General features: G+C 67.2%; 24 protein-coding genes. 9 read left to right on the forward strand and 15 right to left on the reverse strand.

The genetic code is table 11. The annotated features are described in order from the left end of the window. The 4 genes from RT688_RS21010 to RT688_RS21025 all read right to left on the reverse strand — a co-directional run. Positions 1-883: AAA family ATPase (locus RT688_RS21010; RefSeq protein WP_313706784.1), on the reverse strand; the 883-nt coding region annotated here is incomplete at its 3' end. A 9-nt stretch (positions 884-892) separates the two neighbouring features. Further along, on the reverse strand, positions 893-1,393 hold the full coding sequence (locus RT688_RS21015; RefSeq protein ID WP_313706785.1) for a hypothetical protein: 501 nt from the start codon (positions 1,391-1,393) through the stop codon (positions 893-895). After that, positions 1,390-1,575: a hypothetical protein gene (locus RT688_RS21020; protein WP_313706786.1), complete on the reverse strand. Its 186-nt coding sequence runs from the start codon at positions 1,573-1,575 to the stop codon at positions 1,390-1,392. The genes RT688_RS21015 and RT688_RS21020 overlap by 4 nt, the downstream gene beginning before the upstream one ends. 87 nt (positions 1,576-1,662) lie before the next feature. Then, on the reverse strand, positions 1,663-2,487 hold the full coding sequence (locus RT688_RS21025) for a metal-dependent hydrolase (RefSeq protein ID WP_313706787.1): 825 nt from the start codon (positions 2,485-2,487) through the stop codon (positions 1,663-1,665). Between the two features lie 178 nt (positions 2,488-2,665). Between RT688_RS21025 and RT688_RS21030 the strand changes: the two genes are divergently transcribed. From RT688_RS21030 to RT688_RS21065, 8 genes are all read left to right on the forward strand, one after another. Continuing rightward, positions 2,666-4,006 (forward strand): GIN domain-containing protein, encoded by a 1,341-nt coding sequence (locus RT688_RS21030; RefSeq protein ID WP_313706788.1) that lies wholly within the window; start codon positions 2,666-2,668, stop codon positions 4,004-4,006. Positions 4,007-4,422: 416 nt separating this feature from the next. Beyond that, entirely contained in the window at positions 4,423-5,301 is an 879-nt protein-coding gene (locus RT688_RS21035) for a BadF/BadG/BcrA/BcrD ATPase family protein (RefSeq protein WP_313706789.1), read from the forward strand. Continuing rightward, complete coding sequence (gene nagA, locus RT688_RS21040) at positions 5,298-6,383, forward strand: N-acetylglucosamine-6-phosphate deacetylase (RefSeq protein ID WP_313706790.1); 1,086 nt, start codon at positions 5,298-5,300, stop codon at positions 6,381-6,383. The genes RT688_RS21035 and nagA overlap by 4 nt, the downstream gene beginning before the upstream one ends. Positions 6,384-6,403: 20 nt before the next feature. After that, complete coding sequence (locus RT688_RS21045) at positions 6,404-7,414, forward strand: SIS domain-containing protein (RefSeq protein WP_313706791.1); 1,011 nt, start codon at positions 6,404-6,406, stop codon at positions 7,412-7,414. Positions 7,415-7,432: 18 nt separating this feature from the next. Beyond that, a complete protein-coding gene (nagZ, locus tag RT688_RS21050) occupies positions 7,433-8,995 on the forward strand; it encodes a beta-N-acetylhexosaminidase (protein WP_313706792.1) in 1,563 nt (520 codons plus the stop codon). Positions 8,996-9,206: 211 nt separating this feature from the next. Next, positions 9,207-10,523: a tetratricopeptide repeat protein gene (locus RT688_RS21055; protein ID WP_313706793.1), complete on the forward strand. Its 1,317-nt coding sequence runs from the start codon at positions 9,207-9,209 to the stop codon at positions 10,521-10,523. Between the two features lie 139 nt (positions 10,524-10,662). Beyond that, a complete protein-coding gene (locus tag RT688_RS21060; protein WP_313706794.1) occupies positions 10,663-11,733 on the forward strand; it encodes a flavodoxin family protein in 1,071 nt (356 codons plus the stop codon). A gap of 83 nt (positions 11,734-11,816) precedes the next feature. Then, on the forward strand, positions 11,817-12,359 hold the full coding sequence (locus RT688_RS21065) for a GNAT family N-acetyltransferase (RefSeq protein WP_313706795.1): 543 nt from the start codon (positions 11,817-11,819) through the stop codon (positions 12,357-12,359). A 76-nt stretch (positions 12,360-12,435) separates the two neighbouring features. Here RT688_RS21065 and RT688_RS21070 read toward each other — a convergent pair whose 3' ends face one another. From RT688_RS21070 to rpsP, 10 genes are all read right to left on the reverse strand, one after another. Then, positions 12,436-13,224: a glucose 1-dehydrogenase gene (locus tag RT688_RS21070; protein ID WP_313706796.1), complete on the reverse strand. Its 789-nt coding sequence runs from the start codon at positions 13,222-13,224 to the stop codon at positions 12,436-12,438. Positions 13,225-13,345: 121 nt separating this feature from the next. Continuing rightward, positions 13,346-16,090, reverse strand: a complete 2,745-nt coding sequence (locus RT688_RS21075) for a M16 family metallopeptidase (RefSeq protein WP_409521968.1) — start codon at positions 16,088-16,090, stop codon at positions 13,346-13,348. A 256-nt stretch (positions 16,091-16,346) separates the two neighbouring features. After that, complete coding sequence (locus RT688_RS21080; RefSeq protein ID WP_313706797.1) at positions 16,347-16,796, reverse strand: CBS domain-containing protein; 450 nt, start codon at positions 16,794-16,796, stop codon at positions 16,347-16,349. 162 nt (positions 16,797-16,958) lie between these two features. Further along, on the reverse strand, positions 16,959-17,306 hold the full coding sequence (locus RT688_RS21085) for a DUF3579 domain-containing protein (protein WP_313706798.1): 348 nt from the start codon (positions 17,304-17,306) through the stop codon (positions 16,959-16,961). Positions 17,307-17,558: 252 nt separating this feature from the next. Continuing rightward, the gene (locus RT688_RS21090) at positions 17,559-18,518 is read right to left on the reverse strand and encodes a CobD/CbiB family protein (protein ID WP_313706799.1); all 960 of its coding nucleotides are present in this window, start codon (positions 18,516-18,518) and stop codon (positions 17,559-17,561) included. A gap of 103 nt (positions 18,519-18,621) precedes the next feature. Continuing rightward, a complete protein-coding gene (locus tag RT688_RS21095) occupies positions 18,622-19,293 on the reverse strand; it encodes a CoA pyrophosphatase (RefSeq protein ID WP_313706800.1) in 672 nt (223 codons plus the stop codon). Positions 19,294-19,374: 81 nt separating this feature from the next. Beyond that, positions 19,375-19,761 (reverse strand): 50S ribosomal protein L19, encoded by a 387-nt coding sequence (rplS, locus tag RT688_RS21100; RefSeq protein ID WP_313706801.1) that lies wholly within the window; start codon positions 19,759-19,761, stop codon positions 19,375-19,377. Between the two features lie 126 nt (positions 19,762-19,887). After that, a complete protein-coding gene (gene trmD, locus RT688_RS21105) occupies positions 19,888-20,637 on the reverse strand; it encodes a tRNA (guanosine(37)-N1)-methyltransferase TrmD (RefSeq protein ID WP_313706802.1) in 750 nt (249 codons plus the stop codon). A 26-nt stretch (positions 20,638-20,663) separates the two neighbouring features. Next, entirely contained in the window at positions 20,664-21,206 is a 543-nt protein-coding gene (rimM, locus tag RT688_RS21110) for a ribosome maturation factor RimM (protein WP_409521969.1), read from the reverse strand. Between the two features lie 41 nt (positions 21,207-21,247). Next, positions 21,248-21,496, reverse strand: a complete 249-nt coding sequence (rpsP, locus tag RT688_RS21115) for a 30S ribosomal protein S16 (RefSeq protein ID WP_313706804.1) — start codon at positions 21,494-21,496, stop codon at positions 21,248-21,250. A gap of 274 nt (positions 21,497-21,770) precedes the next feature. On the opposite strand from rpsP, the gene RT688_RS21120 reads away from it, so the two are divergent. Then, positions 21,771-22,184, forward strand: coding sequence for a TM2 domain-containing protein (locus tag RT688_RS21120; RefSeq protein WP_313706805.1), 414 nt, complete (start codon positions 21,771-21,773; stop codon positions 22,182-22,184). Between the two features lie 112 nt (positions 22,185-22,296). On the opposite strand, the gene RT688_RS21125 is transcribed toward RT688_RS21120, so the two are convergent. Then, on the reverse strand, positions 22,297-22,956 hold the full coding sequence (locus RT688_RS21125; protein ID WP_313706806.1) for a hypothetical protein: 660 nt from the start codon (positions 22,954-22,956) through the stop codon (positions 22,297-22,299). Positions 22,957-23,193 lie beyond the last annotated feature (237 nt).

Consider the following 23,193-nt stretch of genomic DNA (forward strand, 5'->3'; position numbering starts at 1 on the left):
CGGCGCTCAGCGCGGCGCCGGCCAGCACGGCGCCGGCGACCAGCGGCCAGCGCGCCGGCTTGATCGCGGCTTCGCCGGCGAACATCTCGGCGGCGGCCGTGCGGACGATCTTGCGCGTCACCTCGCGGCTGTTCTCGACGTAGGCGCCGAGCAGGGCGCGGTCGCACAGCAGGTTGATGCGGCGCGGCACGCCATGGGTGATGCGGTGGATGAGCGGCACGCTGGACGCCGGAAACACCGGCGCGCCCTGGGCGCCGGCGACCGCCATCCGGTGCGCGATGTAGGCGCCGGTCTCAAGCTCCGACAGCGGCCCCAGGTGGTAGCGCGCGATCACGCGCTGGGCCAGTTGTTCCAGCTCGGGACGCGCGAGGATGCTGCGCAGTTCCGGCTGGCCGATCAGGATGATCTGCAGCAGCTTGCGCTCGCTGGTTTCCAGGTTGGTCAGCAGGCGCAACTGCTCCAGCACCTCCGCCGACAGGTTCTGCGCCTCGTCGATGACGAGCACGTTGTTGCGCCCCTGGGCATGCGAGGCCAGCAGGTAGTCGTTGATGGCGTCGACATAGGCTTTCACCCCGCCCTGCCCGGCCTGGACGGCGATGCCGAACTCCTCGCACACCGATTGCAGCAGCTCGCCCACGCTCAGCTTCGGATTGAAGATATAGGCCAGGCGGCAGTTTTCCGGCACCTGCTCGATGAAGCAGCGGCAGACCGTGGTCTTGCCGGCGCCGATCTCCCCGGTGAGCAGCACGAAACCGCCGCCGCTGCCGATTCCGTAAAGCAAATGGGCCAGCGCCTCGCGGTGGCGCTCGCTCATGAACAGGTAGCGCGGGTCGGGCGCGATCGAGAACGGCGCGCTCTTCAGGCTGAAGTAATGGGTGTACATGAGAAAGACTTAAGGCCCTGGCGGCAGAGGTTTATACCTTGCGCAGTATATTTTGGATTTGTTGTTCTGATAAGCGATGACGCTGCCGGGATTTGATACCCGTAAGGGAAAGGCCGAGGCGTCGACCGCGCGGTGGCGGATGCCGGCGCTGGCGCGGATCGCCTCTTCGAGCTCTTCCGGCTTGCTGTCGGCGACGGCGGCGACGAATACCAGCGGGCTGGTGTCGTCGCTGACCATGACTTCCTTCACCGCCTTGCCCCACAGGGTGGCGTCGAGCCTGAACCAGTACGCCCCGCCCTCGTGCTTGTAGGCCGGGCCGAAGGAGGTGGTGAGGTAGGAATGGAAATAGGCGTTGTCGAGCGCGCTGCGGCACAGCAGCGCGCTGCCGATCGTCGGCGCGAAGGTCGACGGCAAGGTCTGCGCTTGTGCCTGTCCCGGGGCGCCGGCCAGCGCCCAGGCGCACACTGCTACCTTCACCGCGGCCGCGGCGACGCCGAAGAGCCGCCTCACGCCTTCGACAGCCAGTCGCGGTTGGCGGCGATCTTCGCCTTGGCCGATGCCGGCAAGGCTTCGTAGCAGCCCGGATGCTGCTTGAGTGCGTGCTCCCGGACCTCTTTTTCGAGGCCGTTCACGATGAACACGTAGACAGTCGCGCCTGCGTCGTTCTTGCGCGTGCCCATGTAACGAATCACTGCTTTCTCCTTGCTCGCTCCGTCCTGCAACCCACAGGAATCCACATTATGACAGCTTGCCGCCCGGGCCGGCAGGACGTCGCACACTCAGTTGTTCGCGGCCCGCACAGGGCGCCAGGCGCCGCTGTTGTGCTCGAGCCACGTTTCGATCAGCTTGCGGTTATCGTGCCGCCACGGATGGAAACGCGGCGACAGGTAGCCCAGCACCGGCCCGGCCAGGTGCCAGGCCAGCCCGCTGCGCCCGAACCAGGTCCTCAGCGCGCTGCCCCAGGTGCGCAAGCGAAACAGCTGGCCGTCGTTGCGCAGGTTGTGCACGGTCTGCAGGAAGCTGTCATAGGCAAACACCATGCTCGCGTGCAGGTACCAGGCCACCCGGCGCCGGTAGCCGCCGCCGGCCGCCACGTAGGCATCGAAGGCCACGCCCTTGTGCTCGGTTTCCTCGACCGCATGCCAGGACCACAGCCTGCGCATCTGCGGCTCGGCGCCTTCGAGCCAGTCGGGATGGCGCAGCACGCCGTCGGCCAGCAACGCCGTGTAGTGCTCCAGCGCGCAGGTGATCGCCAGCCGGTCCAGCACACCCAGTTTATCGACACGGGCCAGGCGTTTCTTGAGCTTTTCCTCGCGCGTGTAGGGCAAGCCCTGGCGTTCGAGCTGCCGGTTGTACTGCGCGTGGAGGTGGCGGTGGGTGGCTTCCTGGCCGATGAAATCCTTGACCTCGGCGCGCAGGCGCGGATCGGTCAGGCATGCCTGGGGCACGTCGCGCAGCGCGTCGATGAACAATTGCTCGCCGCGGGGGAAACTCATCGACAGCGCATTGAACAGCTGGGTGCGGTAGGCGTCGTCGCCGTTCCAGTGGCGGCCGAAGCCCTGCGACAGGTCGACATCGATCTTGCGGATAGTCAGCGTGGACATGCGAGCTCCTCGGCAGGCGCGCAATCCGATCGTCGAAAACCAGGAAACCGGCGCGCCGTTCAGCTCCCCTATTCGACAGTTGACACCCAGAATCCATTGCTCCATCGTCTGGACGGCGTAGTGTCGATGATTTTCCTCTAACTTGGAGTCTCTTCATCACAAAAACAACAAGGATGCCATGCAAACCCGGATCAAGCACACCGCCCTCGCCGCCGTCGCGTTCTGCGCCGGCGCCTTCCTGCTGCAACCCGTGACCGCCCAGGACCAGCGCCCGGCGCCGACGCTCGAGAAGCGCGCGGTCGCGCCCTTCCATGCGCTCGAGCTGTCGGGCCCCTTCCGCGTGGTCGTCAGCCCCGGCGCGCCGTCCCTGGAACTGTCGGGCGCACCGAGCGCGCTGGCGGGGATCGAATCCGAGGTGCGCGGCGGCACCTTGTACGTGCGCCAGAAGGCGCGCTGGGGCATCCACCTCGGCCCGGACAAAAGACGTGGAAAAACCGGCGACCAGGTCGTGGTGCGCATCGGCGCAGCCAACCTGCGCAGCCTGAGCACCGGCGGCAGCGGCGACGTCGAACTCGAACGGGTCGGCGGCGAACGCTTCAGCCTGGCATCAAACGGACCGGGCGACGTGCGGGCGCGCGGCGCGGTGCGCGAGTTGCTGGTGACCAGCAGCGGCAGCGGCGACCTCGACCTGCGCCAACTGAAGGCGGACAAGCTCGACCTGACGATGTCCGGCCCGGGCGACGTCAAGGCGGCCGGCATCGGCAAGGAACTGTCGGCGCGGGTCAGCGGTTCGGGCGACCTCGAGGCCGACGCGCTGGACCTGGCGCGCGCCGTGGCCCGCATTACCGGTCCGGGCAACGCCCGGCTGCGCGGCAGCGCGCGCGACCTGCGCGCCGAGGTGAGCGGCTCGGGCGACTTCGACGGCTGCGACCTGCAGGCCGAGAAAGTCGCGACCGTCCAGCGCGGACCGGGCAATGCCTGCGTCGCCGGCGCCATCCGCCAGCTCGAGGCGGAAGTGCACGGCTCGGGCGACCTCGAAGCGCGCGGCCTGCAGGCCGGACGCGCGGTGCTGCGCCTGAGCGGCCCGGGCAACGCCAGGCTGAGCGGCAGCGCCGACGAGCTGCGCGCCGTGGTCGGCGGCTCGGGCGCGCTGGAAGGCGAAGGCCTGGCGGTGCGCAACGCCACCATCGACAGCGGCGGGCCGGGCAACGTCGCCCTGGCCAGGGTCTCGGACACGCTCGACGCCGCCCTGCACGGCTCGGGCGACCTCGCCGCCAAGGTCGAGGGGAAGCGCGTGCAGCTGCAGATGCGCGGCCCGGGCAACGTGCGCCTGGAAGGCCACGCCGACCGCATCCGCGCCGAGCTGAGCGGCTCCGGCACCCTGCAGGCGCGCCGCCTGAGCGTGCGCCAGTCCGACATCGACGTGCGCGGCCCGGGCAACGCGGCGGTGAACCAGGCGCGCGACGGCGAGCAGGACAACGTGATGCTGGTCGGACGCGGCCGGCGCCAGGTGGAGTGATTGCCGGACGGCGGCGTGGCTATTCGTAGGGTGGGCGCCCCGTGCCCACGCGTTACGTGCGTATCCCTTTCCGTTGGCCGCCCCGCGGTTTCGTAGGGTGGGCTCTCGAGCCCACGCTGTATGGTACGCATCCTCACCACGAGCGGCATCGATAGATCGCTCCGCTATTCAAACGGTAAGACCGCGTGGGCTCGAGAGCCCACCCTACAACTGCGTTACCACGCGTTCATCCAGGCACGGGACCATACCAATTCCCATACCAGCATAAGCGCTTCCATATCAATCACTTAGATTGATAACCTGGATTTATGTGGGTATACCGCGCCCCGATTATCCAATACCAGTTAAATACCTGTTGACAAGCCGGGACCGCCTCCCTATAGTGCCCTGACCTCCCCGGCATCCTCATTTTCCACATGATCGAATACCTCATCGGCGTCGACGGCGGCGGCACCGGCACCCGTGTGCGCATAGCAAGCCCCGACGGCGTCGAGCTGGCCCAGGCCAGCGCCGGCCCGTCGGCCCTGTCGCAAGGCGTGGCCAAGGCCTGGACCACCATCCTGTCCGCCATCGGCGAAGCCTGCGCCGCGGCCGACGTCGGCAGCCCGTCCCTGTCCTGCATGGCCATCGGCCTCGGTCTCGCGGGCGTCCACAACAAGGAATGGGCGGCCCAGTTCGTCGCCGCCGATCCGGGCTTTGCCGCCCTCGCGCTCGACACCGACGGCTTCACCACCCTGATGGGCGCGCACGACGGCCGTCCCGGCGCCATCGTCGCGATCGGCACCGGCAGCGTCGGCGAAGCGATGCGGGAAGACGGCGCCAAGGTCGAAGTCGGCGGCTGGGGCTTCCCCGCCGGCGACGAAGCCAGCGGCGCCTGGATGGGCCTGCGCGCCCTGAACCACATCGAGCAGGTGCTCGACGGCCGCGTCGAGGGCGGCGCCTTTGCGCGCGACGTCATCGCAGCCTGCGGCGGCAACCGCGACGCGGTGCAGATCTGGCTCGGCCGCGCCAACCAGACCGCCTACGCCAGCCTGGCGCGCTTCGTGGTCGCCCATGGCGCGTCGGACCCGGTGGCGCGCGCCATCCTCGAACACGCCGGACGCGAAGTGGCCGGCATCGCCCGCGCGCTCGACCCGGCCGGGCGCCTGCCGCTGGCGCTGTGCGGCGGCCTGGGCGAAGTCCTGCTGGCCTGGCTGCCGGAGGAAACCCGCGCGCGCTGCACCCCGCCCCGCGGCGACTCGGCGCGCGGCGCACTGCGCATGATCGAACAGCACCTGAAGGAAAAGGCGCAATGAAAGGCAACATCCTCACCCCTGACGGCTGGATCCACGGCGAACTGCGCTTCGGCGCCGCCGTCGAGGCCATCGCCGGCGCCCCGGCCGATCCGGAAGCGAACGGCGACGACTACATCCTGCCTGGCTTCATCGACGTGCACGTGCACGGCGGCGCCGGACGAGACATGATGGAAGGCGGCGACGCCCCGCACGTGATCGCCGCCCTGCACGCGAAGCACGGCACCACCAGCATCCTGGCCACCACCATGACCGCCCCGCCCGCGGACATCGAGCGGGCGCTCACCGCCATCGGCGCCGCCTGCAAGGCGCGCGGCCCGGGCGAAGCGCGCATCCTCGGCGTGCACCTGGAAGGCCCCTACATCAATTCCGCCAAGCTCGGCGCCCAGCCGCCCTTCGCCAAGGAAGCCACGCTGGCCGAGGTCGAAGCCTACGAGCGCCTGGCGCCGATGCGCGTGATCACGGTGGCGCCCGAGATCCACGGCCACCTGGAACTGGTGCGCGCGCTGGCGGACGCCGGCATCCGGGTCCAGGTCGGCCACACCAGCGGCTCCTACGAGGACGGCCTGGCGGCCCTCGAACATGGCGCGGCCGGCTTCACCCACCTGTTCAACGCGATGCCCGGCCTGCACCACCGCGAGCCCGGCATGGTCGGCGCGGCGCTGGCGCATGCGCAGTACGCCGAGATCATCCCCGACCTGCTGCACGTGCACCCGGGCGCGATCAAGGTTGCCCTGCGCTCGATCCCGCACCTGTTCTGCGTGACCGATTCGACCGCCGCCGCCGGCATGCCGGACGGCGAATACATGCTGGGACGCCAGGTCGTCCACAAATGCATGGGCGGCGTGCGCCTGGCCGACGGCACGCTCGCCGGCTCGACGCTGACCATGGACCAGGCGCTGCGCAACCTGGTCAAGATCGGGCTGCCGCTGGCCGACGCCGCGCGCCGCGTCTCGACGAATGCCGCCGACTACCTCGGCGAAAGCCTGCGCGGGCGCCTGGCCCCGGGCTGCCATGCCGACTTCGTGGTCCTCGACCGCGAACTGAATATCAAAGCCGTCTATATCGAAGGAGATAAGTTGTGACCTCGCAGGTAACTTCCCTCATGCTGCAAGAAGCCATGTCCGCCGGCGATTGCGTCGCCCAGCAATTGACCCAGGACGTGGAGCGCTACGCCGAACTCGGGCGCACGCTGAGGTCGACCAGCTTCCACAGCGCCGTCACCGTGGCGCGCGGCAGCTCGGACCACGCGTCCGGTTACGTCGCCTACCTGATCATGTCGCGCCTGGGCCGCCTGGTGACCTCGCTGCCGATGTCGCTCGTCACCCTGTACAAGTCGCCGCTGGTCACCCGCGACACCCTCGCCATCTCGATCTCGCAGTCGGGCCAGAGCCCGGACGTGGTCGAGCCGATCAAGTACTTCCGCGACGGCGGCGCCACCACGGTGGCGCTGGTGAACGATGCCGAATCGCCGCTGGCGCAGAGCGCCGCCTGGACCATGCCGCTGCACGCAGGTAAAGAGCAGAGCGTGGCCGCCACCAAGAGCTTCATCGCCAGCCTGGTCGCCGGCGCGCGCCTGGTGGCCGAGTGGCAGGACGACGCCGAGCTGAAGGCCGGCATCGCCGCCCTGCCGGACGCGCTGCGCGCGGCCAGCCAGGTGGATTGGTCGGCCGCGATCGACGTCCTGGCGCCGGCGCGCAACATCATGGTCGTCGGCCGCGGCATCAGCTTCCCGATCGCCCTCGAAGCGGCGCTGAAATTCAAGGAAACCTCGGCCCTGCAGGCCGAAGCCTTCTCCGGCGCCGAGATCAAGCACGGCCCGATGGCGCTGATCGAGGAAGGCTATCCGCTGCTGATCTTCGCCACCCGCGGCCCGGCCCAGGCCGGCCTCTTGGCGCTGGCCGCCGAGATGCGCGGGCGCGGCGCGCGCGTGCTGCTGGCCGCGCCCGAGGACGTGGCTGAGCGCGACCTGACCCTGCCGGTGGCGGCCACGCCGGACCTCGACCCGATCGTCGCGATCCAGGCCTTCTACGTGATGGCGGCCCAGCTGTCGAAGGCGCGCGGCCTCGATCCGGACCGCCCGCGCCACCTGAGCAAAGTCACGAAGACCAACTAAGCCAACCAAGCGACGACCATGGAAGAACTGAGCGAATTTCGCCGCATTGCCGGCCGGCTGATCATGGTGCGCCTGTTCGGCACCGAACTGGACCCGGACACGGCCGCCTTCCTGCGCGAAAACGCGGTGCGCGGCGCCTGCCTGTTCCGCCAGAACATGACGGATGCGCCGCAGTTGACGCGCTTCACCGGCGACCTGCGCGCCGTGATGGGCGAAGAGGCCCTGATCGCGCTCGACCAGGAAGGCGGCGCCGTGGTGCGCTCGACCTGGGTGCCGGCGCCGCCCTCGGCCATGGCCCTGGGCGCGGCCAACGATCCGGAACTGGCGCGCGAGGTCGGCGCGGCGGTCGCGCGCGCGGTGCGCTCGCTCGGCTTCAACTGGAACTTCGCGCCGGTGCTGGACCTGAACAACAATCCGCACAACCCGGTGATCGCCGAGCGCTCCTTCGGCGCCGATCCGGAAACCGCGACCCGCATCGCCCTGGCCTGGATGGAAGGCAGCGAATCCGAGGGCGTGGCCTGCTGCGTCAAGCATTTCCCGGGGCACGGCGACACCCACGTCGACTCGCACCGCGCGCTGCCGACCGTCGACAAGCCGCTGGCCGAACTGGAGCGCTTCGAGTTTGCGCCCTTCCGCATGGCTGCCCCCACGGCGCCGGCCATGATGACCGCCCACATCGTCTATCCGGCGCTCGATCCCGACTACCCGGCGACCATGTCCCGGCCGATCCTGACCGGCATCCTGCGCGAGCAGTGGCACTACCAGGGCGTGGTGATCACCGACGGCATGGACATGCACGCGATCGCGCACCGCTACGGCGCCGGCCAGGCCGCCGTGCGCGCGCTGGTCGCCGGCGCCGACATGGTGATGGCGATCGGCTCGCGCGAAACGCAGGAGGAAACCGTGGCCGCGATCGCCGCCGCGATCGCCTCGGGCGAACTGCCGATGGCGCAGGTGGAGGCAAAACTGGCGCGCCTGGCGGCGCTGGCGGAGGCCCATCCTGCAGGCGCCGGCCAGGGTGCGCCGGCCGCGGTGGCGGCGGGCGTGGCCGCCCAGGTCGACGGCGCACCCGGCGCCGACGAAGCCCCGGTCTACAGCACCGATGCCGCCGACCGCGCGCTGATGGCGCGTGCCTGGCGGCGCGGCCTGAGCGCGCGCGGCGCGGTGCGCCGTCCGGCCCCGGGCGGCAAGATCCGCCTGGTGGCGCGCCAGGACGTGGTCAGCGACGGCGTCTCGGAAGCCGGCGTGCCGGCCGCCGGCATCGCCGCCTCGCTCGGCCGCCTGTTCGAGGTCGACCTGGTCACCTTCGCCGACGCGGAGAGCTTCGACTGGAACACCCTGCCCCAGGACGGCCGCTTCACGATCCTGGCCTCGACCTCGCGCCGCCGCTACGGCGACAACGCGCGCAAGAACTGGCGCCCGGACCTGCACCTGGCGCTGTGGAACCCCTACCAGGCGCTCGACTTCGACGCCCCGGCCCTGATGACCTATGGCTTCGCGGCGCCCGCGCTCGACGCGGTCAACGCCTGGCTGGCAGGGGAGATCGAGGCCGAGGGCCGCTGCCCGGTGCCGGGCTTCTGATCAGGACGGAAAGCCTTGCGTTACCCTGATTCAATCTCGCGAATTTCTCGGTAACGCAATGTAACCGCGCCACCGCAAGCGCGCCCCCTGCGGCACAATTGCGCCGCAGGGTCCCGGTCGTTTTATGGGACAATGCGCGTTTTGTTCAAGGTTGGCAGAATCGCCATCTTGCCGCGGATTTCCTACCGCTCAACTTTTAGAAGGATCATTCATGTCCCAATTCCGCCTCGCTCGCCTTTGCCTGCTGCTGGCTGCCGTCGGCCTGAACACTGCGCCTGCCCTGATGACGAGCGCCCACGCCCAACGTACCGAGAACGCCGCAGCCGCCCCGGCCAACACCGTGCGTCCGGAACTGTACAAGCTGATCGATTCGAACCAGGTCCAGCAACTGGTCGCCGCCAAGAACACCGCCGAACTGCAGAACCGCGTCAACCAGGCGGAAGCGATCGCGAACAAGACCCCTTACGAAACCTACGCGGTGAACCGCGTGAAGATGGTGCTGGCCTCGATCAGCGGCAACGACGCGGGCGTCGCCAGCGCCGCCGAGGAAGTCATCAAGTCCGGCTTCGAGCCGAAGGAATCGCAGGCCAAGCTGGTGCTGGCGATCGCCGACATCCAGTACAAGGCGAAGAACTACGGCGCCACCATCGAACAGCTCAAGCGCTACCAGGAACTGGGCGGCGACATGACCACCGCGCGCCCGCTGCTGGTGCGCGCGATGTACCTGAACAAGGACTATGCCGGCGCCAAGACCGAACTGCAGCAAGTCGTTGCCGAGGCCGAAAAGGCCGGCAAGGCCCCGAGCCAGGAAGACATGAAGCTCCTGCTCAGCTCGACCCATGAATCGAAGGACAGCGCCGGCTACGCCAGCGCCGTCGAGAAAATGGTCACCTATTACCCGAGCGACGAGTACTGGAACGAGCTGATCCGCGTTGGCGTCATCAAGAAGCCGGGCTTCAGCCAGGACAACTACATGACCGTGCTGCGCCTGCTGTTCGCCGCCACCAAGACCATGCGCGAGGAAGACTACGTCGACCTGGCCGAAACCGCCCTGCGCGACGGCTTCCCGACCGAAGCGAAGAACGTGATGGACGCCGGCTACGCCGCGGGCGTGCTGGGCAAGGGCGCGAACGCCAAGGCCCACGGCCAGCTGCGCGACCGCGCCAACAAGGGGGCCGCCGACGACGCCAAGAACATCGCCAGCGGCGAAGCCTCGGCCGCCAAGTCGAAGAACGGCGCGGGCCTGGTCAACCTGGGCTGGGCCTACTCCACCATGGGCCAGCACGACAAGGGCATCGGCTTCATCCAGCAGGGTATCGCCAAGGGCGGCCTGAAGCAGCCTGACGAAGCCAAGCTGCGCCTGGGTATCGCCCAGTCCAAGGCCGGCCGCAAGGACGAAGCCATCAAGACCTTCGAGAGCGTGAAGGCGAGCGGCGGCTACGCCGACGCGGCGCGCCTGTGGGTCATGCTGCTGAACCAGCCGGCCGGCGCCCAGGCGACCGCGGCCGCGGCGCCAGCCGGCCAGTAAGGCGTAACGCCTTTCGGACCGCGAAAGGCGGGCGAGCGCTGCGAGCGCCGCCCGCTTTTTTTATTGCCTCGACCGTGCGCCAACGTACATCCGCCCAGCCCGGCCGCGCCGATAATCGCTTCATGAAAAAGGAGGCGGCATGACAACGGTGCGCAAGGGCCAGGCACCCGCAAGGCTGGAGCGGGAAGAATTCCATCGCAAGTTCATCGACCAGTTCTTCGACCCGGCTTTCGCGGCGGTGGCGGACGAACTGGCGGCGGTCGAGGAAGTGGCCTGGCAGGCCTACCACGACAAGCGCAAGGCGCCGCGCACCGTGAAGGCCGGCCCCGGCTTCGCCGATCCCGACTACGACCTGTCGATCGAGTGGAAGGAAGCGCACGAGCGCCTGCTGGCCGCCGAGGCGCGCCAGAAGGACCCCGCCACGCCGAGCCGCATCCTCCTGGTCAACGGCGCCGCGCGCAACGACGGCAGCTGCCCCGGCGAGATCTCGAAGACCTGGCGCCTGACCCAGCTCGCGCGCGACGTCCTGGCCAGCCAGGGCGTCGAGACCGACGTGCTCGACCTGAGCCGCATCATTTCCGACTACGACCGCCACATCCACCCCTGCAAGGCCTGCGTCTCGACCGCCATGCCGCTGTGCCACTGGCCATGCAGCTGCTATCCGAACCACGCCGAGCGCCAGACCGGCGACTGGATGAACGAGATCTACGAGCAATGGGTGGCCGCGCACGGCGTCATCATCCTGACGCCGGTCTACTGGTACCAGGCGCCCTCCACGCTCAAGCTGATGATCGACCGCCTGGTCTGCGCCGACGGCGGCAATCCCGACCCCAGCGCGACCGGGGGCAAGGACGCCGACAAGGCCAAGCGCATCGAGCTGGACGGCTGGGACTATCCGAAACACCTGGCCGGGCGCGCCTTCGGCCTGGTGGTGCACGGCGACGTCGCCGGCATCGAGGGCACGCGCCGTTCATTGTCTGACTGGCTCAACTGGATGGGACTGGTCGACTCGGGCAGCTTCGGCCAGCTCGACCGTTTCGTCGGCTACTACGAATCCTACGCCGAGAGCCACGAGGCGCTCGACCGCGACGCCGCCTTCCAGGAAGAAGTGCGCAACGTGGCGCGCGCGGTGGCCCTGACAGTGGGCGACCTGCGCGCCGGACGCGTCGCGCCGCCCGCCGCCCGCCTGCGCGCTCCTCGCCCGAAATGAGCTGCGGCGGCGGCCGGGATATTGAACACGAAGTGCGGTGACATGCTAGTATTATTGCAATATAAAAATAGTATTTGCCTGTCATGAATGCACCACGCACCGCTCCCCTGATCCGTCCGCTCTACCCGGACGAATGGGCCGCCTACCGCGACCTGCGCCTGCGCTCGCTGGCCGAGTCTCCCGACGCCTTCTACAGCACGCTGGACGCGGAAAGCGTGCGCTCGCCCGAGGAGTGGGCGGCGCGCCTGGCGGCGGCAGCGGTGTCGGGAAGGGATTGTCCGCTGGTGGCCGAGCTCGACGGCAAGCCCGCCGGCCTGGTCTGGGCAAAGATGGATGGAGTCAACCCGGCGCTCGTGCACCTGTACCAGATGTGGGTGGCGCCGGAATGCCGCGGACGCGGCGTGGCCCAGGGTTTGCTGGACGCGGCGCTGGGCTGGGCGCGCGAGCGCAACGCGCGTTTCGTCGAGCTCGAGGTCACGCGCGGCAATTCGGCCGCGACCCGCCTGTACGAGCGCGCCGGTTTCAGGGCGGTGAACGCCCCGGTGCCGATGCGGCCCGCATCAGGCCTGATGCTGCAGCCGATGCGGCTGGTGCTGGAGGATGTTCCGGTGCCGCCGCAGGCCTGAGCCGGCGTTTCGGCGTGCTGCCGTTCGATACCGCGTGGACTCGGGAGTCCACCCTACCTGAAGAGCGTCGAGCGCTTCAAATTGCGGTGAAGCCGCCGTCCGCGGCCAGCTCGTGGCCGGTGACGAAGGAGGACTGGTCGGAACACAGCCACAGGGCGGCGTTCGCGATCTCGCCCGGTTCGGCGAAACGGTTCATCGGGTGGGCGGCGCGCAGCTTCTTTTCCGCCGCCGCTTCGCCGCCGAGGGTGCGCGCCAGCATCGGGGTGCGCACCGCGCCCGGAGAGACGGCATTGACGCGGATGCCGTCCTTGGCGTACTCGGCCGCCGCGCTCTTGGTCAGGCCGGCCAGGGCGTGCTTGCTCGCCGCGTAGGCTCCCTGCAAGGGCGCGCCGACCAGGCCGTAGCTGGACGACAGGTTGACGATCGTGCCTCCGCCCTGCCTGACCATCTGGCGCAGCTGGTACTTCATCGACAACCAGACGCCCTTCACGTTGACGGCCATCAGGCGGTCGAACTCCTCCTCGTCGAGCTCGTCCAGGCGCGCAGGCGTAGCCTGCAGCGCCGCGCAATTGACCGCGCAGTCGAGGCGGCCATAGTGATAGACGGTCTTGTCGAGCAGGTTCTCGACCTCGGCCGCGCGGGTCACGTTGGCCTGCACGAACAAGGCCTTGCCGCCGTTCTCGACGATCATCGCCGCGGTCGCGTGGCCGCCGTCGACCGAGACGTCGGCGATCACCACCGAGGCGCCGGCGCGTCCGAATGCCAGCGCCGTCGCGCGTCCGATGCCGCTGGCGCCGCCGGTGACCAGCGCCACCTTGCCCGCGAACGAGATTGCGCCTGGCGCCGCTTTGCTATTGCCCTTCATGTACTACGACTCCTGGACACTTGAAAGAATACTTAAGTGATGCTTAAAGGCAACATCATAGCCGCACGGCTCGTATTCATCAATATACCGTCCCCAGGATGCAACGTTTGACCGAGGCGGTTCAGGGCGCCTTGGCCGCCGCTGCCTTCGCCTTGTCCAGGTCGCCGGCCAGCACCACCGACAACCTGGCCGGGTCGATCGCCTTGCGGAAGGCCGCGTTCAGCTGCGCCGGGGTCACCGCCATCAGCTTCGCCTCGAATTCGCGCGACCACGCGTAGGTGCGGCCGCGGTACAGGTAGGAGGTCCAGCCGGTCGCCAGGGCGCCGTCGTTGGCGCGGGTCTGCACGCGCTGCTGCATCAGGCCCGACTTGGCGCCGGCCAGTTCGGTGGCGCTGAAGCCCTCCTTCACCGCGCGCGCCAGTTCCTCGCGCACCGCGGCGTCGAGCTTTTGCAGGTTCTGCGGCGCGGCGATGGCGCTGATCATGAAACTTCCTGCACGGTCGAGGTCGCCAGCATCGAGCTGCGAGCCGCCGCCATACGACAGGCCGTCCTTCTGGCGGATGCGGTCCATCAGGCGCGAGCGCAGGCCGCCCTCGCCGAACATGTAGTTGGCCAGCATCAGCGCGGGATAGTCGGGGTCGTCGATGTTCAAATCCAGGTTCAGGCGCGCCAGGTAGACGCCGTTTTCCTTGTCCGGGGTGTCGATGGTCTTCGCCAGCGGCGCGACCTCGGCATGGCGGCGCAGCACCGGGGCCACGTTCTCCTGGGCTTTCCAGGCGCCGAACAGCTCCTCGACCAGCGGCGCGACGGCCGCCGCGTCGAAGTCGCCGACGATCGCCATCTCGGCCGGCACGCTGCCGTAGTAGCGGCGGTGGAAGTCCACCAAGTCCGCCAGCTTCGCCGCCTTCAGCTCGGCCATGTCTTCCTCGAAGGTGTTCGCGTGGCGCACGTCGCCCTTCGGGTAGAGGTCGAAGTGCTGGGACAGCGCGCGGCTGGCCAGGGCCGAGGGCTCGTTGCGGCTCGCCTCCAGGCCGACGATGGCCTGGCGCTGCAGCTGCTCGAACTCGGCCTGGGGGAAGCTCGCCTCCTTCAGCACGTGCGCCACCAGGCGCAGGGCGTCGGGCAGGTGCTCGCGCGTGGTCTGGAAGTGGGACAGGCCGCCGGCGATCTTCAGGCGGTCGAATTCGTCGGACAGCTGCTCGCGCGTGTAGCGGCTGGTGCCGCGCATCAGCATGGCGGCGGTCAGCTCGGGAATGGCGCCGGTGCCGAACAGGTTCTTTTCGTCGCCGATGTGCTGGCGCAGGTCGACCGTGACGGCTTCGCCGCGGTTCTTCTTCGGCAGAAGCGCCAGCTTCACGCCGCCGGCCGTCGCCAGGTGCGTGCGCTGCATGATGTTGGCCTGGCTGGGGTCGAAGTCCTCGGACACGAAGGTCGAGGCGCTCGGCTTGAATTTCTCCAGGATGCTCTCGATGCTGGGCGCCGCCGGAATCGCCACGCGCTGCGGGTCGTCCTCGGGGATGAAGGTGCCGGTGACGCGGTTGTCGCGCCGGAAGTAGCGTTTCGCCACCGCCGCCACTTCCTCGGCCGTGATGGTCTTGATCCGTTCGCGCCCGGTGAAGAACAGCCGCCAGTCGCCCAGCGCGATGGTCTCCGACAGCGCCACGCCGACCCGCTGCGGATCGTTCAGGCTGCGCTCCATCTCGTTCTCGTAGAGGCGGCGCACGCGCTCCATCTCGGCCGGCGTCGGCGGCGCGTCGGCGAAGCTTTCCACGGCCTGGGTCAAGGCGTCGCGCAGCGGCTCGAGCGGCTCGCCCTTCTTGAGCACCGCGCCGACGTACTGCAGGCCGGGCGCATAGCCGGTCAGGCCGAAGCTGAACACCTGGCTGGCCTTGCCGGTCTCGACCAGGCTCTTGTGCAGGCGGCCGGTCGGCACGTCGCCCAGGATGGTCGAGGCGAAGGCCATGACGTCGCTGTCGTCGTGGATCGCGGACGGCACCTTGTAGCCCAGCATGACGATCTGGACGTCGCCCTGGCGCCGCACCGCGAAGCTGCGTTCGCCGTCCTGGGGCGGCTCGACCGTCCAGAACGCCGGCAGCGCGCGCTTCGGTTTCGGGATCGCGCCGAACAGGCGGCTGATTTTCAGCAAGGTGGCGTCGGGATCGAATTTACCCGCCACCAGCAGCACGGCGTTGTCGGGCTGGTAGTAGGTGCGGTAGAAGGCCTGCAGGTTGGCGATGCGCACGTTCTCGATGTCGCTGCGGTTGCCGATGGTCGAGCGGCCATAGCTGTGCCAGTCGTAGGCCACGCTCTGCATGCGCTTCATGAGCACGCCCGACGGCGAGTTCTCGCCGCTCTCGTATTCGTTGCGCACGACCGTCATTTCCGAGTCCAGGTCCTTCTGCGCGATGAAGGAACCCGTCATGCGGTCCGCCTCCATTTGCAGGGCCCAGTCCAGGTTGTCCTTCGAGGCCTGGAACACTTCGTAGTAATTGGTGCGGTCGAGCGAGGTGGTGCCGTTGAAATCCATGCCGCGGTCGGCGAACTGGCGCGTGATGTCGCGGTTCTTGCGCGCACCCTTGAACATCAGGTGCTCGAGCAGGTGGGCCATGCCGGTTTCGCCGTAGTTCTCGTGGCGCGAACCGACCAGGTAGGTCACGTTCACGGTGACGGTAGGGCGCGACGCGTCGGGGAACAGCAGGACCTTCAGGCCGTTGGCGAGCCGGTACTCGGTGATGCCCTCGACCGAGGGGCCGAGCGTGACGCCCTTGGGCAGCGGCGCCGACCAGGCTGTCCCGAGGGCGAGAAAGGCGAAGGCGCCGGCGATCAGGTGCGCAGGCAGGCCGCGCTGGTAAGGCATCAGGTTCATGTGGTCCCGTCAGGTGGGTGCGCCCGCGAGGACGCGCAAGCGCCGCCGCCCGGCGACGCGCCAGGGCCGATGGTAACAGATGGTCGATCGAGGTGATGCTACCGCGCACTATTGCAGCGCGCAAAGATTGCGCTGGCGCAGAATGATTGCTTGCGGGCCTTTCTTCTCGCGCCGGGATGGTGACGGCTTCGCTATCGCGCCGGATGATCTTGCGCGTAGCGATCACCGCGTGGGCGGGGAACCCGCCCACCCTACCTCAATGCCGGGCGCGTTTTTCCTGCGCCTGCTGGTTGGCGCTGATGCGCGACAGGTCGCCCATTTCCTCGGCCAGGAATTCGAGCAAATCGTCGGCGCTGACGATGCCGGTCAGCCCGCCCGCCCGGTTTACCACCGGCACGCGCCGGATGCCGCGCAGGCGCATGTGCTCGATGGTGGCGTAGACGTCGTCGTCCTCGCCGCAGGTCAGCAGGTCGTCGCTCATGATGTCGCCGACCTGCAGGCTATCGGGATCGAGCCCGAGCGCGACGACCGAGACCACGATGTCGCGGTCGGTGACGATGCCGACCGGCACCGGTTGGCCGTCGAGCTGGTCGACCACGATCAGGTCGCCGACATGGTGCTTGCGCATCAGGAGCGCCGCGCCCTGCACGGTCTCGTCGCGCGCGCAGGTGATGGTCTGGACAGTACAGATTTCGCCGATGTTCATGGTGCCCTCCCCTTGTTGGCGGATGCGGACCGGCCTTGCGCTGTTGTACGGTGGGCACTTGTGCCCACCCTACGAAGGCGACCGTGCCCACACCCTATGGCTTCACGCTAATGCGGAGAGTGGCAGACGGCTTGATCTAGCTCAAACCGTGCTTCGAACTGCCTACGGTTTCGGATCGCCCGGCAGTTCGACGAAGCAGGCGTCGACCACTTGCAGGTCGTTATCCTTGGCGAAGTTGACGACGAAGTGGTAGGCCAGCGGTTCGGCTTTCTGGAGCGCATTATCGACGACGACGGCCTTGACGCCGTTCACCACGGTCGGGTGCACGTAAGGGGAAAACTGGAGGTGGGCATGGCGGCCGCCACTACCCTCGGGGCGAAAGCAGGACATGACCCCGCACAGGCGCTCCGCCCAATCGCTCGGGCGGAACTGCTTGCCTTTATTCGTGATTCCCAGGATGAAGAATTCGCCATTGGCGCCTTCGTTCCCGGTATGCGGTAACTCGGCCATAGTGCTGCTTGCTGATACAAGAATACTGCGTGGATGAGAACAACGGCAGTATTATATCTTATAGAAGACCTGGGGACGAGTCTTGACTCGACAACTTTAGGCCGCGGGACCGCGGTCCCGGTCAAGCCCCCATCGGCAAGGCGCATTGTCGGCGACAAATACGCTGGTACGGCGGGACGCGGCCACGCCGTGATGAAGCGTTTTCCGGCGCCGAGGTCTCGCTCGACGCCGCCATGGCAGCGCTTACGGCGCCTAGCCGAGCCAGACCACGCTCGAGAGCAGCAGCAACAGGATCATCCATAATATCAGGGCGCGCCAGACAAGTCCCACCGTGCTTTGCAGTGCGCGCAGGCTCGGCTCCTCGCCGGGCAGCACGTCGGCCTCGACGTCGGACAAGTCCACCGTCGCCGCGTCCGCCGGCAGCAATTGCGGGGCGTTTTCCTGCGGCGTGCCCAGGCGCACGCCCATCGCGCCGCCGCCCGCCGCCAGGATGATCCCGCGCGATTCGTCGGCCCAGCGGTTGGCGAAGTTGCGCCAGGCATAGATGGCGTCCTCGAAATTGCCGACCACGGCAAAGGCGACCGCGGTCAGGCGCACCGGGATCCAGTCGATCCAGTAGAAGGCCCTGGCGGCGAACTGGCCGAAGGCCTCGTTGCGCATGTGCTCGGGCTCGTTCCAGGCGCGCGCCAGGTATTCGGACACGCGGTAGAGCACGGCGCAGGCCGGGCCGCCCGGCATCAGGAACCAGAAGAACACGCCGAACACGCTGCGATGAGTGGTGATCAAGGACTTTTCGACGGCGATGCGCGCGATTTCCTGGGCATCCATGCCGACCGTGTCGAGCCGCGTCCATTCCGCCAGCAGCGCGCGCGCGGTGGCTTCGTCGCCCTGGTTCAGGGCCAGCTGGATCGAGGTGAAGTAATGGCTGTAGTGGCGGAACCCCAGCGTCAGGTAGACGACCAGCACGTTCCAGGCGAAGGCAAGAAAGACCAGGCCGTAGTATTGCAGCACCCAGTAAACGATGGCGACGGGCAGCACCAGTGCCAGCATCATCAGGATCCATCCCATGCGGCCGTTCTTCGGCTCGCCGGCGTTGAACCAGCCTTCGATGCGCATCGCGAGCGTCTTGATGCCGCCGTAGACCTGGTTATCCGCGCGCAGGGGCTTCAACTGCTCGATCAGCAGGGCGCACAGAATGGAAAAAAATGTCATGCAAATCCTTCTTTTGTTATGGCAACACTACGCTGCCCGCTACGATAGCGCAGACGCGGGCCATAATCAAATAGGGACTGGTAACTAAAGTAAAGCAAAAGGATCAAGCGCGCAGGAAATGGAACAGGTTGCGCAGCATGCCGGCAGTCGCGCCCCAGATGAAGAAGCGCTCGTAGGTCATGGCATAGAAGCTGCGCCGCCCCGCCCCTTCCGGCAGCTCGAAGGACATGCGCTGGTGGTTGGCCCCGTTCATCAGGAAGGCCAGCGGCACTTCGAAGATCTCGGCCACTTCGTTCGGGTCGGCGCGCAATTCGAACGGCGGCGTCACCAGGCCGACCACCGGACGCACCCGGTAGGCGCTGGCCGTCACGTACTCCGGCAGCACGCCGACGATTTCGACGTGGCGGCGGTGCAGGCCGATCTCCTCTTCCGATTCGCGCAGCGCGGTCTCGATCGGCGAGGAATCGATCTCCTCGGCACGCCCACCGGGGAAGCTGATCTGGCCGGCGTGGCTGGTCAAATGCGCGGTGCGCTGGGTCAGCAGCACGGTCAAGCCTTCGGGGCGGTCGACCAGGGGCACCAGGACGGCGGCGCGGCGCAGCGCCAGGCCAGGCTGGAAAGGCGTTTCCTCCGCGGTTTCCGGATCCCAGGCGCGGCGCGCTTGGGCAAAACGCGTGCGCAGGCGCGCCGTGGTCAGGAGCGCCGGGTCGACCGGTGGTTCGCCGGCGATGGCATCGACCGGCAGGCGGGTTGGATCGAGATGAAGCTTGGCCAAAAACGTTTCCTTTAAACAAAAAGGAAGAATCAAAAAGAAAAAGGCATCCCGAGGGATGCCTTTTTCATTCCACAGACGCTATTACTCAGCGGCAGCGGTGGTAGCGACGCGGCGCTGCGGCAGTTTCTCTTTGATACGTGCCGATTTGCCCGAACGCTCACGCAGGTAGTACAGCTTCGCACGACGAACGTCGCCGCGGCGCTTGACTTCGATCGAAGCGATCAGCGGGGAGTACAGCTGGAACGTACGTTCCACGCCTTCGCCCGACGAGATCTTGCGAACGATGAAGTTCGAGTTCAGGCCACGGTTGCGACGCGAGATGACGACGCCTTCGTATGCCTGGGCGCGCTTGCGGTTGCCTTCGACGACGTTGACGTTGACGATCACGGTGTCGCCAGGTGCGAAATCAGGAATGTTGCGGCCGAGGCGCGCGATTTCTTCCTGCTCGAGTTGCTGAATCAGATTCATTTCTTATGACTCCAAAAACCATCTTGCTGGCGCTGTACTGTTTGCCCAGTAGAGGATGGGGTTGAACGCACGGGCAACATGCCCGCAGGTCTTGCACCGGGATCGGTGCCTTTTTCCGGCCTGCCCTCAGGAGAGCGTGGCCAAAAACTTTTCGTCGGCTGCGCTCAGGCGGCCCGCCTTGCGCGCCGCATCCAGCAGTTCCGGACGCTTCTTCGCGGTCGCCTCCAGCATGCGCTGGCGGCGCCACTTGGTAATCTCTGCGTGGTTGCCACCCATCAGAACCGGGGGCACCGGCACGCCTTCGTACACTTCGGGACGCGTGTAATGCGGCGAATCGAGCAGGCCGTTGACGAAACTGTCTTCGACCGCCGAGGCATCGTCGCCCAGTACTCCGGGCAACTGTCGCACCACCGCATCCATCAAGGCCATCGCCGGCAATTCGCCGCCGGAAAGCACGAAGTCGCCGAGGGAAATCTCCTCGTCGACGACACGGTCCAGCAAGCGCTGGTCGACCGCCTCGTAACGGCCACAAAGGATCACGAGACCGGGCTCGTCCTTCAGCGCCATCACGCGTTCGTGCGTCAGCGGTTTGCCTTGCGGCGACATGAACACCACGCGCGGCGCGGGCAAGCCGAGTGCGGCCTGGCGCGCCTTGGCCGCATTGATCGTCGCCTCGAGCGGTTTCGCCAGCATTACCATCCCGGGGCCGCCGCCATACGGGCGGTCATCCACGGTGCGGTGGCGGTCCTGGGTGAAATCGCGCGGATTCCACAGCGTCAGGCCCCAGCGTTCCTGCTCGAAAGCGCGCCGGGTCACGCCCGACTGCGTCAATGCGGCAAACATCTCGGGAAACAAGCTCACGACGTCGAACTGCATCGGGACCTCGCTTCGGGTAGGAGGGATCAAAAGTCGAGACCCCAATCCAGGGTAATCTTCTTTCCCTTGAGATCGACGGTTTTCACGAACTGGTCCACGAACGGCACCAGGCGCTCTTCGAGACGCTCAGGCGCCTTGTCGCTGGCGGCCGGATGGGGGACGGGCGCGATGCGCAGGATCGATTGCGCGCCGTTGCTCATCATGTCGATCACCTTGCCCAGGGCTTCGCCCTGCAGGTTGACCACGTCCATGCCGATCAGGTCGGACCAGTAATACTCGTCTTCCTCAAGCTCGGGAAACTGACTGCGCGATACATGGACGGCTGCGCCTTTCAGCGCCTCCGCCAGGTTGCGGTCACTCATCCCGACCAGGGTGGCGACCACGTCGCCGCCATGCATCTTCGCGGTCCGCACGGTGACGGACCGCAGGCTCGGCTTGTCGAGCCACCAGGTTTTCACGTTCAGCAAGGCGTCCGCATCCACCGAGAACGGGGTAACGCGGATGGCGCCGGCAATGCCGTAGGCGCCTGAGACATACCCGACCTGGGTCAGGTCGTCGGGGGCGTGCACCCCGCTTGCAGCCGAATCGCTCAAACCAGGAACAGCTTTACTTAGGCAGCCGGCTTCTGCTGGGCAACCAAGCGAGCAACGGTCGGCGACAGTTGTGCGCCAACGCCTTGCCAGTAGGCCAGACGGTCCGCGGTGATCTTCAGGCCGACTTCGGCGCCCGAAGCCATCGGGTTGTAGAAGCCGATGCGCTCGATGAAACGGCCATCGCGACGGTTACGCGAATCGGTTGCAACGATGTTGAAGAACGGGCGCTTTTTTGCGCCGCCACGAGCCAAACGGATAACGACCATAATAATTCCAAAAAGTTGTACTGGACGGAGAAAGCCGACGATTATAGCGCGCAATGCCGCAGATCAGCAAGTGAAATGGTAAAAGGCGGACAACAGGGCGCGCGGTCCCGGCCGAATGGGGCATTATCCCTGATTTTTTGCGCTACCGCTACCTCCCTCCTGGCGCCCGATCACGCGTGCGTACAAGTTGATACATAGCATTTACATAAAAAATGATGCTTTTGGCACATTTTTGAACCATACTTGCGTCTTCGTGTAACAAATTCCTTTTGGCATGTCACACAAGAACAAGACTTTGGCGACCGCATTGGCGCTGACCTTCGGCGGGCTGGGCGCGCACCGCTTTTATTTGCACGGCAACGTCGACCGGATCGGCTTGCTGCACGCCTGCAGCCTGCCGGTCGCCGGCCTGGTCTATAGCCAGACGGAAGGGAGCATGGATGTCTTCTTTGCCCTGCTGCCCCTCTTGCTCTCCTATATCGTCGCCTTCATCGCGGCGCTGGTGATTGGCCTGACGCCGGACGAGCAGTGGGACGCGCGCTTCAATCCGGGCTCGGGCACGCGCTCGCGCTCGACCTGGTTGCTGGCGGTGCTGCTGATCGCCGCCTTGATGATCGGCGCCACCGTGCTGATCGCGACCATCGCCCGCGCGTTCGACCTGATGTATACGGGCGGGGCCTACGGCTGAGCCGTGCCCGGCCGACGCTGTCGTGTCCGACCGCGCCGGCAGATGATCGGCGCCGCCGGCAGCGATGCCCCTCCCCAGCCTCCAGGCTCGTCGACGCGCCTGGCCTCTCCCTTCAAATCCCCTCCGGCCAGCGGTACCTCGGCAGCGTCGCCGGCGGCGTGCCGCTGACGATGACGATCTCGCGGTGGGCCGTCAGCGCGATCTCGGCAGGGTCGCCCGTGTACGGCGCCAGCGTTTCCCTGTCGATGATGTAGAAGCGGACCGGTCCCGCCAGCCCGGCCGTGCCGTTCGTCGACAAGGGCTGGCGCCACAGGGCGAAGAACTGGCCCAGCGTGAACTTTCTGGGCGCGTTCGCCTCGATATGCACCACGCCCGTTACATCGTGCGTATGCAGTTCGTAGGTGCAGCCGCTGCGGCCGACGTTGTCGGGCAGCCCCTGGCGCACGCCATCCTTGTAGATCGATACCAGCGCATGGATGTGGTAGTTGATATTGGACAGGCAGACGATATCGCCGACCGGCTGGCCGGTGCCGCTCCAGGTCGGCCAGCCCTGCGGACTGTTGATGGTGGCGGGGACCAGGTCGGTGTGGCTGTCGGCCAGCGCGACCGGCGGCGGCTGGGGCGAGGACGGGGGCGGAGGCGGCGGATCGACCTGCCTCGGCGGCGGATCGCTGGCGGCCGGGGATGAACTGTCGCCGCCGCAGGCGGCCAGCAACAGCGAACAGAAGCTCATGGCGAGATAAAGACTGGAACGGGCAATCGTCAGTGGCATAGCGGCTCCCGGGTTGGCCCTGCTCGCGAGAGCGGGCGGGTTCAGTGGATGTGCCGATGTTACGAACGCGGCCGTAACGCTTCGTTTAAGCCAGATCAAGCTCAGCGGATGCCGACCGGCGAATGCCGTGGGAACCGATCCGGCCGAAGCGCAGCACGCAAGCGCAAAGGCAAGCGGCGAAGCGAACGGATTGCGTACCGCTTGCGGCGGCAGGCTTGCCGCGACGACGCTGGTGCG

Source organism: Massilia sp., from assembly GCF_032106685.1.
Classification (GTDB): Bacteria; Pseudomonadota; Gammaproteobacteria; order Burkholderiales; family Burkholderiaceae_D; genus Telluria.

What these genes read in the sequence shown, in the direction of transcription:
- trmD (WP_313706802.1), bottom strand. Translation starts at nt 20,637, where the DNA reads ATGCAGTTCGACGTCGTGAGCTTGTTTCCCGAGATGTTTGCCGCATTG.
- nagZ (WP_313706792.1), top strand. Translation starts at nt 7,433, where the DNA reads ATGGAAGAACTGAGCGAATTTCGCCGCATTGCCGGCCGGCTGATCATG.
- RT688_RS21055 (WP_313706793.1), top strand. Translation starts at nt 9,207, where the DNA reads ATGTCCCAATTCCGCCTCGCTCGCCTTTGCCTGCTGCTGGCTGCCGTC.
- RT688_RS21125 (WP_313706806.1), bottom strand. Translation starts at nt 22,956, where the DNA reads ATGCCACTGACGATTGCCCGTTCCAGTCTTTATCTCGCCATGAGCTTC.
- RT688_RS21085 (WP_313706798.1), bottom strand. Translation starts at nt 17,306, where the DNA reads ATGGCCGAGTTACCGCATACCGGGAACGAAGGCGCCAATGGCGAATTC.
- nagA (WP_313706790.1), top strand. Translation starts at nt 5,298, where the DNA reads ATGAAAGGCAACATCCTCACCCCTGACGGCTGGATCCACGGCGAACTG.
- RT688_RS21045 (WP_313706791.1), top strand. Translation starts at nt 6,404, where the DNA reads ATGCTGCAAGAAGCCATGTCCGCCGGCGATTGCGTCGCCCAGCAATTG.
- RT688_RS21090 (WP_313706799.1), bottom strand. Translation starts at nt 18,518, where the DNA reads ATGACATTTTTTTCCATTCTGTGCGCCCTGCTGATCGAGCAGTTGAAG.
- RT688_RS21025 (WP_313706787.1), bottom strand. Translation starts at nt 2,487, where the DNA reads ATGTCCACGCTGACTATCCGCAAGATCGATGTCGACCTGTCGCAGGGC.
- RT688_RS21120 (WP_313706805.1), top strand. Translation starts at nt 21,771, where the DNA reads ATGTCACACAAGAACAAGACTTTGGCGACCGCATTGGCGCTGACCTTC.
- rpsP (WP_313706804.1), bottom strand. Translation starts at nt 21,496, where the DNA reads ATGGTCGTTATCCGTTTGGCTCGTGGCGGCGCAAAAAAGCGCCCGTTC.
- rplS (WP_313706801.1), bottom strand. Translation starts at nt 19,761, where the DNA reads ATGAATCTGATTCAGCAACTCGAGCAGGAAGAAATCGCGCGCCTCGGC.
- RT688_RS21075 (WP_409521968.1), bottom strand. Translation starts at nt 16,090, where the DNA reads ATGAACCTGATGCCTTACCAGCGCGGCCTGCCTGCGCACCTGATCGCC.
- RT688_RS21065 (WP_313706795.1), top strand. Translation starts at nt 11,817, where the DNA reads ATGAATGCACCACGCACCGCTCCCCTGATCCGTCCGCTCTACCCGGAC.
- RT688_RS21060 (WP_313706794.1), top strand. Translation starts at nt 10,663, where the DNA reads ATGACAACGGTGCGCAAGGGCCAGGCACCCGCAAGGCTGGAGCGGGAA.
- RT688_RS21080 (WP_313706797.1), bottom strand. Translation starts at nt 16,796, where the DNA reads ATGAACATCGGCGAAATCTGTACTGTCCAGACCATCACCTGCGCGCGC.
- RT688_RS21035 (WP_313706789.1), top strand. Translation starts at nt 4,423, where the DNA reads ATGATCGAATACCTCATCGGCGTCGACGGCGGCGGCACCGGCACCCGT.
- RT688_RS21030 (WP_313706788.1), top strand. Translation starts at nt 2,666, where the DNA reads ATGCAAACCCGGATCAAGCACACCGCCCTCGCCGCCGTCGCGTTCTGC.
- RT688_RS21070 (WP_313706796.1), bottom strand. Translation starts at nt 13,224, where the DNA reads ATGAAGGGCAATAGCAAAGCGGCGCCAGGCGCAATCTCGTTCGCGGGC.